Origin of the sequence: Endozoicomonas sp. Mp262 (assembly GCF_025643335.1) — a bacterium.
Classification (GTDB): domain Bacteria; phylum Pseudomonadota; class Gammaproteobacteria; order Pseudomonadales; family Endozoicomonadaceae; genus Endonucleibacter.
In genome coordinates this window covers 3,882,783-3,895,067 of sequence record NZ_CP092489.1, presented here as the reverse complement: position 1 = coordinate 3,895,067, position 12,285 = coordinate 3,882,783, and the positions used below count along the sequence as shown (strand labels likewise).

General features: G+C 43.4%; 10 protein-coding genes, 4 tRNA genes and 1 pseudogene. 9 read left to right on the top strand and 6 right to left on the bottom strand.

Going from position 1 to position 12,285, the window contains the following annotated elements:
• Window positions 1–9 precede the first annotated feature (9 nt).
• The gene (locus tag MJ595_RS16880) at window positions 10–705 is read right to left on the bottom strand and encodes a hypothetical protein (RefSeq protein ID WP_263079165.1); all 696 of its coding nucleotides are present in this window, start codon (window positions 703–705) and stop codon (window positions 10–12) included.
• A gap of 78 nt (window positions 706–783) precedes the next feature.
• Between MJ595_RS16880 and MJ595_RS16875 the strand changes: the two genes are divergently transcribed.
• Window positions 784–1,977, top strand: coding sequence for an IS1380 family transposase (locus tag MJ595_RS16875; RefSeq protein WP_263079164.1), 1,194 nt, complete (start codon window positions 784–786; stop codon window positions 1,975–1,977).
• A 121-nt stretch (window positions 1,978–2,098) separates the two neighbouring features.
• On the opposite strand, the gene MJ595_RS16870 is transcribed toward MJ595_RS16875, so the two are convergent.
• Window positions 2,099–3,466 (bottom strand): transposase, encoded by a 1,368-nt coding sequence (locus tag MJ595_RS16870; protein WP_263078002.1) that lies wholly within the window; start codon window positions 3,464–3,466, stop codon window positions 2,099–2,101.
• A 129-nt stretch (window positions 3,467–3,595) separates the two neighbouring features.
• On the opposite strand from MJ595_RS16870, the pseudogene MJ595_RS16865 reads away from it, so the two are divergent.
• The 7 genes and pseudogenes from MJ595_RS16865 to MJ595_RS16835 form a co-directional block, all read left to right on the top strand.
• Window positions 3,596–3,880 (top strand): annotated as a pseudogene (locus tag MJ595_RS16865) (transposase); the annotation flags it as partial.
• A 612-nt stretch (window positions 3,881–4,492) separates the two neighbouring features.
• The gene (gene uvrC / locus MJ595_RS16860) at window positions 4,493–6,337 is read left to right on the top strand and encodes an excinuclease ABC subunit UvrC (protein ID WP_263079163.1); all 1,845 of its coding nucleotides are present in this window, start codon (window positions 4,493–4,495) and stop codon (window positions 6,335–6,337) included.
• Between the two features lie 305 nt (window positions 6,338–6,642).
• Window positions 6,643–7,209 (top strand): CDP-diacylglycerol--glycerol-3-phosphate 3-phosphatidyltransferase, encoded by a 567-nt coding sequence (gene pgsA, locus MJ595_RS16855; protein ID WP_263079162.1) that lies wholly within the window; start codon window positions 6,643–6,645, stop codon window positions 7,207–7,209.
• A 62-nt stretch (window positions 7,210–7,271) separates the two neighbouring features.
• Window positions 7,272–7,347, top strand: a tRNA-Gly gene (locus tag MJ595_RS16850).
• A gap of 46 nt (window positions 7,348–7,393) precedes the next feature.
• A tRNA-Cys gene (locus tag MJ595_RS16845) sits at window positions 7,394–7,467 on the top strand.
• A 32-nt stretch (window positions 7,468–7,499) separates the two neighbouring features.
• Window positions 7,500–7,586, top strand: a tRNA-Leu gene (locus MJ595_RS16840).
• A gap of 26 nt (window positions 7,587–7,612) precedes the next feature.
• Window positions 7,613–7,686: transfer RNA gene (locus MJ595_RS16835), tRNA-Cys, on the top strand.
• 61 nt (window positions 7,687–7,747) lie between these two features.
• Here the strand turns inward: MJ595_RS16835 and MJ595_RS16830 are convergent.
• A complete protein-coding gene (locus MJ595_RS16830; RefSeq protein ID WP_263079160.1) occupies window positions 7,748–8,365 on the bottom strand; it encodes a protein DA1 in 618 nt (205 codons plus the stop codon).
• A 63-nt stretch (window positions 8,366–8,428) separates the two neighbouring features.
• Between MJ595_RS16830 and MJ595_RS16825 the strand changes: the two genes are divergently transcribed.
• Window positions 8,429–8,581 carry a hypothetical protein gene (locus MJ595_RS16825; protein ID WP_263079159.1) on the top strand — a complete coding sequence of 51 codons (153 nt, stop codon included), beginning with the start codon at window positions 8,429–8,431 and terminating at the stop codon, window positions 8,579–8,581.
• Window positions 8,582–8,990: 409 nt separating this feature from the next.
• Here MJ595_RS16825 and MJ595_RS16820 read toward each other — a convergent pair whose 3' ends face one another.
• From MJ595_RS16820 to MJ595_RS16810, 3 genes are all read right to left on the bottom strand, one after another.
• Window positions 8,991–10,124 carry a site-specific integrase gene (locus MJ595_RS16820; RefSeq protein WP_263079158.1) on the bottom strand — a complete coding sequence of 378 codons (1,134 nt, stop codon included), beginning with the start codon at window positions 10,122–10,124 and terminating at the stop codon, window positions 8,991–8,993.
• 5 nt (window positions 10,125–10,129) lie between these two features.
• Window positions 10,130–11,182, bottom strand: a complete 1,053-nt coding sequence (locus MJ595_RS16815) for a hypothetical protein (protein WP_263079157.1) — start codon at window positions 11,180–11,182, stop codon at window positions 10,130–10,132.
• Window positions 11,183–11,781: 599 nt separating this feature from the next.
• Entirely contained in the window at window positions 11,782–12,132 is a 351-nt protein-coding gene (locus MJ595_RS16810) for a hypothetical protein (RefSeq protein WP_263079155.1), read from the bottom strand.
• Window positions 12,133–12,285 lie beyond the last annotated feature (153 nt).

Sequence of the window (12,285 nt, the reverse complement as noted above, 5' to 3'; positions counted from 1 at the left end):
TATTTATTTTTACCGGCTTATGGACTCAGATAAGCCGGTAAGCTCTCGGTTGTATAGAGCCAGAGTTCCAGTATTGCAATCGTAGACTAGAATAGGTAAGTCTAATTCAAGACTGTCTTTTAACATTGTTTGTAAGTGACTGGCCTCAGTTTGAATTAGCTTATTTTCAGAACCGGAAAAAACATCAAAAAGTCTATTTTTAGCAGCTAATATAGCTACTATAGACTGCGTTTTGTAATTAATGACTACCTCATTATGATCTAGCTGTGTTTTATCTTTATCATATTGATTTACTAAATGATTAAGCAGGGTTTCAAGGGAATCTACTTGTTTTAGATGACCTAAAATAGGACTTACTCTAAAGCTCCCGTGATATGTAGTTAATGCCATATCCCGATTGCAGTATTCTTTTTTTGTCGGGTGCCATATGATTTCATCACCAGTTCTATCAATTCTGGTACTGGATACACCTTCAGTATATACACAACGAATAACTACTGTATCAGCATTCAGTAGAAAACCTATGTCTTTATAAATATTAGAAGGTATAGAAGGTGGTAATAAACTTGTTGCTGAAGCTCGTATTGAGCCAACTTTAGCGAGTTCGCTAATTTCTGTATCTATTCGTGCGTAGTCGTGAGATAGGGTGTAGCGATGAGTATTTTCATCCCAGCTTGTCACATTATGGAGCATCTTTACTAGCATTTTTCCTTGATGGAATTTTCTAACCCGGATATTTCATAAATAAAGGCAAGTTCCGTCCAATCTGTTGGTACGATTGGATTGACAAAAAAATGCTTCGGAAAAAGCAAACCGGAACTTGCCATGACCCAATCTACACAAGAGCAGCTTCGCTTTCATCCTTCAAATGGTAAAACTATCCGTGCGGACTTCAATGGTGGAGAGTTATCTTCAGATTTTGGGGCTCTGCTGTTACGGGAAACCATATTGCATAGCGGACTTATTTCCAGACTGACCCAGGCCATTGATGACAAGCGTCACCCATCCTACATTGACCACTCTCTGCAAAACCTCCTGGTTCAGCGAATTTTGCAAATGGCTTGCGGTTATGAGGATGCCAACGACAGCAACCGCCTCCGTAAAGACCCCATGTTAAAGCTGGCTACCGGACGAAACCCTTTGGATGATGATAACCACCTGGCTTCATCTCCCACCTACACACGGCTCGGGAAGTCCATGCGGCGCAAAGATATCTATCAAATGGCTGAAGCATTTGTGCATCATTTTATCGCCAGTTATGACTTGCCACCTATGGCTATCGTGATCGATCTTGATCACACACCGGCCATTACCCACGGATCGCAGCAAATGAATTTGTTTAATGCCAAATATCAGGACTACTGTTATCTGCCTTTGCTGATTTTTGAAGGTCTCAGTGGCAAGCTGATTACTGCCATCCTCCGTCCAGGCAAAACGCCAACAGGCAGGGAAAATGCCGCTATTATCAAGCGTGTCATCAAGCTTATCCGTAAACGGTGGCCAAAAACCCATTTGCTGGTGCGCGGGGATAGCCACTTTGCTCAACCTGAGTTAATGCATGTTGTTCAGGCTAATACTCATGCTGATTATGTGCTGGGTAAAGGTGCCGGTCACAAGACGGCCTTACGCCCTAAAGCCAAAGAGTTGCTAGATGAGGCTCGTCGAGCTTTCAAGGTTAAAACAGCCTTAGCCAAGTTGAACGATATGCCTGAGCCAGAACGACTCAGGCTGTACGGTGAGGCCGAGTATCAGGCTAAAAGCTGGAAAGGGCTCGATACCCGGATAATCTATAAGGCAGAGGTTAACGAGAAAGGCGACAATCCCCGCTTTATTGTCACCTCAATCAAAGAGGCTTCCCCAGAGGTGATTTATGAGGATCTGTACTGCCCAAGAGGGCAGGATGAGAATTTCATTAAGCACCTGAAAAGTGATCTGTCCGGTGACAGACAGCTATTCCCGCATGATGAACGTCGATGATCGTTGGTATTGACAATAAGGCAGCAAAAATAATGAAGCCGATCAAAACTGAGCCGCCAATTAACAAAGCGGAGCTTTAAAGAAAAAATGTCACCCCTGAACGTAGCTACGATATGGCCGGTTATGATGTATCGAATGGAATCACCCTTTTCTCTTCAATACCATGAGTTACTGTGTAAAAAAGCCCCTCCCACGTTTTTATCAGCCAATGCAAAAAATAGCCCTGTATCCATTTCCATAATGCTATACGGACTCCTTTTGAGCGGGTTCTTAAAGCTTCCTGAAACTGGGGACAGCACAGTTCCTGTATTTGATCTACGAGAAAAGCAAGCATCGTCAGATAGGCCAGATTTGTGGCTAAGTGCTTCTCACCGTGACCGTAGTTATGTTCGAGATCGTAGCCTTGATTTTTCAGGGTGTTAAACGTCTGGTTCTCAATATGCCATCGGCAGCGCCCTCCTTTCATGACGGGTTCTATGGTTTCTTCGTTAAGCGGAATATCAGTCACCCAGCACCAGATATGCTGTTTACCTTTTTTATCGGTTTCGACAAAATCAAGCACATTAACCTGTTCTGCATATTTTGCCTTGTTCAGCCTGACGTCATTGGCATAGCGAAACCACCACTTAATTCCAGTCTCTTCATTAACTTTTTCAGCACGGTGAACTTTTCCTTCTTTATCCAGCTCATCCATCGCTTCAACCAGCGAGGCATGGTTGCCATCTTTCGCGACAATGATGTAATGCCAGCCATAACTCTTAATCAGTTGGACAGTGGGGTTGTCAGCATAAAGACTGTCCAGAAGAATAACGAACTTTAGACGTGGGTGATGCTCTCGTATGGTGGCAAACAACCGTTTAATGGCATTTTTTTCACAGTCATTTTTGGTCGAACCGTCCTGGCAAACTATGGCTTCCGGTGCCAATGGCAAGACTGTTTTTTGATCCGGGTGAGCAATGCATGCTGCCATTAACTGGTGGTAGTGAGCTTCGTTGGCCTTTCCCTTATTTTTAGTACAGCACTCCTGACAAGGTTTTTTATTATTGCAGGAGTAAAATAGCCCAGTTCCATCGATCGGGAGCAAGTAGTGATTTTTCAAGTTCCCGCAGTGAAATTCGAATGCCTTCAGTAATCCGCCCCTTTGGACGTTAGACAGCAATGTCTTAAAAGGCTTTTTGAACTCTACGGGATCTATTGGATCCAGGATTTCCCGCATACTGGTATCACAGGGAGCACGTTTTTTTATCTGATACAGGTGCTCAAGGTTATGCCTTACTTCTTGCTCTGTTTTATCACGCTCAAACGAGAGGAGCGATGGGTACTTGAGATGCATCATGGCAAAAGCGGACATGGAGGCATCATGTATTGTTATTTTTCTGGAATCCTTGTTTGGTCGGACATCTGGAATTTGCTCATAACTTTCAGAAATCGTAGTAATTAAACTGTTTGCACAAAGATGCTTACGACTTTTTTGGAATGGATAAGCCATGAGAGACAGCCATTGATAAAGTATCCCTATCAAAAGTAGACGTTATTTTGTGCGAAATCACTCCATTTGGAATTTACTGTAAGCCTTGCTGTTGCAGTGATTTAATTGATGTCACGGGAATAGCTGGGTGACAGACTGTCAGACCAGACCTTTCTGGCCAATCACTTGAGACTGTTTTATGCCTGTGCGGCTTACGTTCTGCATTACGAGCTGAGAACCAAGGCTTTGAAAGGAACGGAACTGGAGAAAGCCCAGCCATCAACGGTAATCACAAAACTCTGCAAAGTAGCGGTTAAGGTGGTTGAGTACAAGGATCGGATCAAACTGCACCTACCCAGCAGCTGCCCATTCAAGAAGCTTTTGCAGCATGTAACAGAGATATTTTATCAAATGCCGTTGCCTCGGCCTGGGTAGCAGCCTCCACAACGCTTAGCCCGCCTAAATAATAACCAGATGAGAGACGTTTGGAGTATTCATTCGGCCTAAAAAAGCAGAATTGATCGTTAAATGTTCAGATTGGTGTAGTCGGAGCCTGAAGACCTTTAGTCACAGAGTGATAAAACAGCAGCCCCCACAGAAAAGTCAAAATTGAATGGACAGCCTGCTGCTTTATGAAATATCCGGGCTAATAATAATATCTTTTTTTTCAGCGAATGATAAACAGCTGAAGAATAATATGTATCCAAATAATGTAGCAAATAAGTATTTTTCTACAGGGTTTTTATGTTGAGTGCTTCTGAATTTTAGACTAATCATTATATAGACGAGTGGCAGATTAATAGGTGAACAAGAGTATAGCTTAAATGGCATTTATTATTTTAGGTTTGATATCTGGCTTTTAGATTTTAAGGTAGAATGAAAAGCTGGTCATTCATTGTAATGCTTGGTGTTCCTCTTTACCCTATTTGGGGCGCTATACTCTTTGAGTATTCTTATTTCAGTTTAGAAAAGATTTTTTAGTGATTAGAAGTCAAATTAACCCTTTATAAGTATAATGATTCTCCTTTATTTTAGAATGGATAATGTATGACCAGTAGTGCTCCTGACAAATCAAACTCTTCTTTTGACCACAAGGCTTTTCTGAAAAAAACGCCCTGTAAGCCGGGTGTTTATGATATGCGGGATCAGCAAGGGCATACTTTGTATATAGGAAAGGCAAAAAACCTGAAAAATAGGCTATCCAGTTATTTTCAAGCGTCAGGGTTAAGTACCAAAACCATGGCCTTAATCAGCAAGGTGGCTGATATTGATGTCATTGTAACTAACTCGGAAACAGAAGCGCTGTTGCTGGAACAAAACCTGATCAAGCTCAGAAAGCCTCCTTATAATATTTTGCTTAGGGATGATAAATCTTATCCTTATATTGTTCTGGCTTCAGAGGATTCATGGCCCCGTTTGGGTATTCATCGCGGAAAAAAAGCAAATAAAGATCGTTACTTTGGCCCTTATCCCAGTTCCAGTGCAGTAAGAGACAGTCTTAATTTATTGCAAAAAGTTTTTAAGGTGAGACAGTGCGAAGATAGCTATTTTCGAAACAGATCCCGTCCTTGCCTGCAGTATCAGATCAGGCGATGCAAAGCGCCCTGTGTTGGTTTGGTCACAGAGGATGAGTATGCCAGGGATGTCCTGGATTCTATCCAACTAATTTCCGGTAAATGTCAGGAGTTAACAGAGAGTTTGACTCAGAGGATGGAAGATGCCTCTCGCTCTCTAAATTTTGAACTCGCTGCAGATATCAGGGATCAGATTATTCAGTTGAGGAAGGTTCAGGAAGGCCAGTCCGTGATACGGGCGGGTGGCAGTGCCGATATTATCGGCTATGCCGAGCATTCAGGAAGTTACTGTTTTCACGTTCTCTTTGTCAGGGATGGGCAAGTTATAGGCAGTAAAGCCTATTTTCCAAAATTTAAGCTGGAAAAAGCCAGGGAAGAGTACCTTGATGAATTTTTAGCACAATTTTATATTAACCTTTCCCAAAACCGTGACTTTCCTGAGGAGCTTATTCTGCCTTTTAGACTCTCATGTATTTCGGCACTGAAAGAGGCAATTAATCAGCTATCGGGTAAAAAAATAGAGATAAAAGAGCAGGTCAGGGGAGATCGCAAACAATGGTTGAATCTTGCCAATAAAAATGCCGAGCAGAGCTTAAAGGCAACTTTGCTGGATCAAACGCGAATGCATAAGAGGGTAGAGCAGCTAATGCAACTGCTGGAGTTACCCTCGCAGGGGCAAAGGCTTGAGTGCTTTGATATTAGTCATACCATGGGAGAAGCAACCGTCGCGTCCTGTGTCGTATTTAATCGGGAAGGCCCCCTAAAAAGCGACTACCGTCGATTTAATATAAAAGATATTTCTCCTGGTGATGACTATGCCGCCATGGGGATTGCTTTGCAGCGCCGCTACCAGAAATTTGTGGCATCAGGTAAGCCTTGTCCTGACCTTATTCTTATTGATGGTGGTAAGGGGCAGTTAAGTGCAGCTGAAACGGTCATGGCTGATCTTGATTTGTCAGGAATACCTTTACTTGGGGTGGCTAAAGGGAAATCACGAAAGCCAGGGCTGGAAACATTACTTTATCAGGGGCGGGAGCTAATTACTGAAGGGTATGAAGCCGCACTGCTGCTTATCCAACATATTCGGGATGAAGCTCACCGCTTTGCTATCGCAGGGCATCGGCAGAAACGACATAAAACCAGAAATCGTTCCCTTTTAGAGGATATTCCTGGTGTTGGGGGTAAAAGGCGATCGGCCTTACTTAAATATTTTGGTGGTCAGCAAGGTGTGGTGGCAGCCTCTGTGAATGAGCTGGCTAAGGTTCCAGGTATCAGCCAGCAGCTGGCCGATACCATATATAATTTTCTCCATGAGTAATAAATGGAAAAAGTGGATTGTCCACACTGGAATAAGATACAGAACTCAGTACCATACATAGCACAGTTAATACCTGCTGGAGTTTGACTTCACAGGGCATGTTGCATTCATCGCAAATCAGATGGGTCATAAACTCTGGGTTTCAAATCAACGGAAGTTGGGCCTGACTCCCTTTACGAGCCACGGGAAAGCCTATTTCTTAGTCTGGACTGTATAGATTTAGGAAAAGTGAGTCCCAACCATGACCCATGGAGTCTGCCTGAATGGCTATATCCCAGTAAACATAGGCGATTAAGCATTTAGCCATGAACGTCCCAAATATTCTAACATCGATACGTATTATCCTGGTTCCATTCCTTGTAGTGGTATTCTACTTACCTTTTCACTGGAGCTACCTGGTATCAGCGGGTATTTTCTTTTTTGCTGCCGGGACAGACTGGTTTGATGGTTATCTTGCCCGCAAGTTAAATCAAACCACGCCTTTTGGAGAGTTTTTCGACCCTGTGGCAGATAAGATCATGGTGGCAACTGCATTGTGTCTCTTGATAGATGAATTCCGGGCGCTTTGGATGACGGTACCTGCCATGATTATTATTGGTCGTGAAATCGTCATATCGGCCCTTCGGGAGTGGATGGCTGAACTTGGCAAGCGTACCAGTGTGGCTGTCAGTATGATTGGTAAGGCGAAAACCATGGCTCAAATGGCTTCCATTACTTTTTTGCTGTTATCCCCTCCACCCATTGAAAACTGGATTGGTTATCTGGGTGTGGTATTACTGTATATATCATCAGTGCTTACGCTTTGGTCCATGTACGTCTATCTAAAAGCCGCCTGGCCTGACCTGACTCCCTTCAAAAAAGAAGAAAAATAGTCACTTATTGCTTGGGGCTATTGACAGGAGCCAGGAAATTCCTAAAATACGCCTCATCTTCTGCGGGAATAGCTCAGTTGGTAGAGCACAACCTTGCCAAGGTTGGGGTCGCGAGTTCGAGTCTCGTTTCCCGCTCCAGAATATAAGGTAAAATGGGTTTTTCCATTTTCCTGTAAAGATTGCAGGCGGGTTGGTAGAGCGGTTATACAGTGGACTGCAACTCCATCTAGGCCGGTTCGACTCCGGTGCCCGCCTCCAAATTCAAGCCGGTATAAATTCTGGCTTGGTATGCCCGGATGGTGAAATTGGTAGACACAAGGGACTTAAAATCCCTCGGCTTAACGGCCGTGCCGGTTCGATTCCGGCTCCGGGCACCATTTTTAAAGATAGAAAATCAGTTTATGGCGGGTTGGTAGAGCGGTTATACAGTGGACTGCAACTCCATCTAGGCCGGTTCGACTCCGGTGCCCGCCTCCAATCTAAAAAGCGAACATATTTATGTTCGCTTTTTTATTGCGCCAGATATAGAAAGACAGTGTTAATGATAGAAAAAAGCAGCCAGCTTCCCCGGAAATTTCTTTTTTTCTTTAACGTATTTGAGTAGAACTTTTAGGGGCATTCGTTCCAGGGCTTGCCTGGCTTTACGAAAGCCATCGCCATATATTGGGTCAAGACTTTGGGAAATCATGGTTCTCCGGAATCTGGCATCCTGATTCTTTTGGCTTCTAAGCCAAATATATTCCATCAATACACAGAGCCCCTCCTCGACTATAAGTGGCAAGTCCCGATAATTGTGATAAAACAACCAGGCATGGGTCAGTTCATGGATAGCCACTGTTCTGAAATGCTCTTCCGGAAGGTGGGTTTGGATAAGAATATCTTTAAATGTTCTGGCGACTATACGCCCATTGGATGATGTAATCGTCCAGCGCGCCATGCCTAGAAGAGGGCGTTCATCGTGAAAGTCATGACGACTGGCTTTATGAAGCTCATCCCTGTCGCATAATTTAATAGGTGTTTGCGCTTTGTTGAGTTTTAGTCCCACTGATGCCAGTGCTGAGCGCATTTCTGCCATTAATTTTTCAGCTCTTGCAAGGGTTGATACGCCATGCAATCCGCATAAGTTACAAATTAACAGGCCGTCTGGGTATTGCATCCCTCCACCGGTCAGATTTTCGCAGACAATTCTGTTGCAACTAGCGCAGGTGGAATAATTCTGGTGAGTATTGCAAAAAGCATTTCCCCAAAAATCCAGAAAATAGCGCCGGGACAAAGGTTTGCTGCAAACCGAGCATTTTGGGTGATTTTGTTTTTTGTGGCAGGCAATATGCCAGGGCAGACCTTCGGCTTCGATGCAGTTACCCTTGATTGAGCGCTTGCAACCAGCACATTTTAGGCACCAGCTATGATAGGGATGACCGGAAAACATCAGAAATCGATCATCGCCTATGGGTTTTCTGCAGCCTGTGCAAGAAAAACAGGAAGGATGCCAGACCCCGCCTAGTGCGGAGATGTAGCTTTTGGATACTTTATGGCCGCATTTTTTGCATCTGGCTACTGATCGAGTCATCGTCCCTGATGGTTCTCAATATACTGATTTTATATAAAACGCGTGGTGGTATCGTTATTTATAGGCTTATGACATAAGGCTCTATAGAACCTAGGATGGCATAATTTCGCTTCTTCTGCTAGCGAGTCATTAATCTTGATATCAGCCGCAGTGTTTGCAGGGGAGGTATGAACTACCGCATTTTTTGTATCCTATACGGTGTTAAGAAAATTTACAGCCCGTGATTTTCGGTTAAGGTTCGAAGTCGTTCAGCCTCGGCATGGTAGTACTGGCTGGTTGTATTAATGGAGTCGTGTCCGGCAAAAATAGCCAGGTCTTCTATGTCCATGGATCGTGCCAAATGTGTCAGTGCGGTATGTCTGAGGGAGTGAAATGGAATTTCACAGAGGCGGTTTGATAGGTAGTGATCATCAGATTTCAAGGCGCAATCCTGCATAAGGGATTGCCAAAAAAACCTTAAGCCACGGGAGGATAGGGGGGTAATGCTTCCTTTTGACCGTCTCAACCTGGGCGCAAGAGGGAAGTTATCACCATAGATTCCGCTAAGGCCGTGTGTGGCCCTATATTCAGCTATTGTATTTTGCAGGTTTTTATTGATAGGGAGGTGTCTTCTTTTTTTTCCTTTTCCCAGTACGCTGAGGTAAAGCCCACCTTCACCGTCCGGATGAATGTCTGAGCAGGTGTGTTGTGTTACTTCAGATTCTCGCAAGGCCAGGCCATAGGTAATGGCAATAATATAACGAATTCTTGCTGACTCAGCTTTGTCCTTATGGCTATCTGAGGGAAGGTTATCGAGATAGTCTTTAAAAGTTGACCACTCATTATCGTAAAAATACCGAATAACCGAGCTACCACGGGCTGTTTTCTCACCAGACCTTACCAGGGAGGCGGCAGGGTTGCCGATGGTGTATCGGTTTTTTTCAAGAAAGGAGAAAAAAGCGGAGAGTACATCTATTACCTGGTCCGTGCTTTTTCCTGCCTTAACCGAATTCTTGAATAGTATTTTATCCGGGCTGCCGGGAAGAAGCCCGGCCTGTAGCCATTGCTTTGGAAGGTTTTGAATAAAATAAAGGTAGGCTTGCAGGTGCTTAAGGCGAACGCCTTTATAGTCAATGCCCAGTTCATGGTAAATAAAAAAGGTAAATCGAACGGTTTCCCTTTCATAGCGTCGACGGGTTTCTAAAGATCGCGTGCCTGCCTTATTCAGGAAAAGGGCGAGAGCATCGTTGTCGTCCTTTGCTCCCATCAGGTTTAGATCTTCCCCTTCGGATACGTGACGGGATACACCAAAGTTCGCGCTGGATTTTACCTGGTTAAGCAGCTCTGGATATGGATAGTTTTTCATAAAGCCTAATTGCCTTCTTCCTTGGGTAATCTATTCAGGGTGCTTTCCAGAGCAGCTATATAACCCTTGCTTTTTTCCAGCTCCAGCTCAACTGTTTTTGCCTGATTGAGTTGTTCGTTTTTATTTTCCAGTTCCGTTTTTAGTCGTTGCTCTTCTTTTTTCAGGGCTTTGCAGTGCTGTTCTGAAATTACTAAGGTTTTGGCCTTTTCGGTAATATTTTCTTTGTTAGCATCCAGAATGATCAGTAATCGTGATAACAGTTCCATGGGTAGAGCATGGGTTTTTAACTCGGACCTCAGGTGGTTGCGTTCTTCGCAGGCTTCTATATAAGCTTCAGTTTTATGGTTTAGCCGGGTTTCCACTGTGTTTTTTTCTTTTTCTCTTGCAAGCATTGCTACTCTCAGTTGTTCTATTTCCTTTGCTAGTTTTGCTGTTTGCAATCTCTCGTCATCCAGTGCTTTCATCCAATGATCAATCTGGTTGCGATATTGCAGATCCAGTTTATTTTCTTTCTCTGCGCACTCCTGTTCGTGCCTGCTTTGAAGATCAACTAACTGTTGTTTGAGGTCTGCATTTTTTCTTTTTTCACCATCCAGTTCAGTGGAGAGGGCTACAGTTACCTGGTCTTTCTGATTAAGGGCTGCCTCTAACTCTTTGATATGTTGATTCTGATGCGAAATTTTTTCTTCTTTGTGGTCTATATCGCTGGATAGGTGGTGATTTTGTTCGGTGAGCTGGTTGATTATCCCTTTCAGCTCTTCGCTATCCTGTTCTGCCTGTTGCTGAAATTTCAGCAAATCACCTGAAACTTCCTGCTTCCATTCTACCAGCATACGCTTCAGTACCCTTATAAGGTCAAGAGGTAGCTCGCAATCTTCATCCTGTTTTTCTGCCTGATCCAAAAAACGCCAGTCGTTGTAGTAAGGCAACACCGTTTGCTTACCCATCTGGGCCAGTTTGGCGACCTTATCGGCGTTTATTTTTTCACCACCGGCTTTAAGGTCGTCCAGAATCCTGAAAATAAGCTCTTTTTTCTGGGTGTCAGTGTTTTTTTTCATCAAATTTCCCGAAAAGGATAAATTAAATACTGATAATACCAGTATTATAGCACTAGTATTTATAGTATCAATATAGGCATTTTACTGCCGGTAACTGAACTTACCGGTAGTAAATAGTGGTTTTAAGCGGGTATTGAAAGGTCTTGGAAATCAATGCGTTAGAATATGTCTGTAAAGCCATCGGTTTGGGCTTTAAGGTCTACTTTTGACGTGATGAGAGTGTCGTTGACACAAAAGTGTCGGTGTTACTGGCGGGAAGATTGGTATAAAAAAGAAGACGGCTTAGTGTTTAATTTTTTCTAATTTTGCTTACTTCTGGCGAGATTACTTTAAAGCTGCGGTCTGACCAAGAGTCAATGCGTGAAATGTATTCACACAATAAATTGTCTGGTTAGAGTGGTTTGGTGATGCGGCGCGTGATCATTCAATCTTGGTATAGTTTAGATTGAAAATATAGCATCTGCTTTTGTAGAGATTCCGCAGTAATAAATGGGTAGTGAATAGCCTTTGAAAGGTATTTCTTTCCGCCAGTCTCGTTATGCTATTTTTCGATGCGCGAGCTTTGAGGTGCAAGGGTTGCGAACTATTTTTTTATCTCGCTATAGGAGAGAATTTTTACTGGCGGTTATTGCGTACTCTATATCTGTATACTCTAGAGGAGGGCAGGGTTTGGGGGATTTCTGCAAGAACCATGACTGGATAATTTGCCCATGGGTTCGAATAAAACCCCGGAGGCTTTCCTTCACCAGTTCGCTTTTAAAGCCTTTTGTCTTAAATGCCTGATAAAGACGAAAGTCAGATACGTTGACTGTTTTTCGGCATAAGGGTTTCAGTACTGTGCGAATCCACCAGTAAATATAGGGGTGGCAGTCGCGGTAGTCATTGGCGTTAAGGCTGTGACTTTTTTGCTTGACCACCAGTTCTTCAGTATCTGAATAAACGGCATGCATCAGGCGATAGCTTAAAAATTATGACACGCTTGTGTCGATGTTCTGGTAAATAAATTGATTTAACTGGGGTTTTTCTTTTTAGCATCAAGCACAGCTAGTTAAATCTTCGCGATCTGTCAGTACTTATGTGAGTATCATTATATGTACTATTGT

What these genes read in the sequence shown, in the direction of transcription:
- MJ595_RS16880 (WP_263079165.1), bottom strand. Translation starts at nt 705, where the DNA reads ATGCTAGTAAAGATGCTCCATAATGTGACAAGCTGGGATGAAAATACT.
- MJ595_RS16870 (WP_263078002.1), bottom strand. Translation starts at nt 3,466, where the DNA reads ATGGCTTATCCATTCCAAAAAAGTCGTAAGCATCTTTGTGCAAACAGT.
- uvrC (WP_263079163.1), top strand. Translation starts at nt 4,493, where the DNA reads ATGACCAGTAGTGCTCCTGACAAATCAAACTCTTCTTTTGACCACAAG.
- pgsA (WP_263079162.1), top strand. Translation starts at nt 6,643, where the DNA reads ATGAACGTCCCAAATATTCTAACATCGATACGTATTATCCTGGTTCCA.
- MJ595_RS16830 (WP_263079160.1), bottom strand. Translation starts at nt 8,365, where the DNA reads ATGCAATACCCAGACGGCCTGTTAATTTGTAACTTATGCGGATTGCAT.
- MJ595_RS16820 (WP_263079158.1), bottom strand. Translation starts at nt 10,124, where the DNA reads ATGAAAAACTATCCATATCCAGAGCTGCTTAACCAGGTAAAATCCAGC.
- MJ595_RS16815 (WP_263079157.1), bottom strand. Translation starts at nt 11,182, where the DNA reads ATGAAAAAAAACACTGACACCCAGAAAAAAGAGCTTATTTTCAGGATT.
- MJ595_RS16810 (WP_263079155.1), bottom strand. Translation starts at nt 12,132, where the DNA reads ATGCATGCCGTTTATTCAGATACTGAAGAACTGGTGGTCAAGCAAAAA.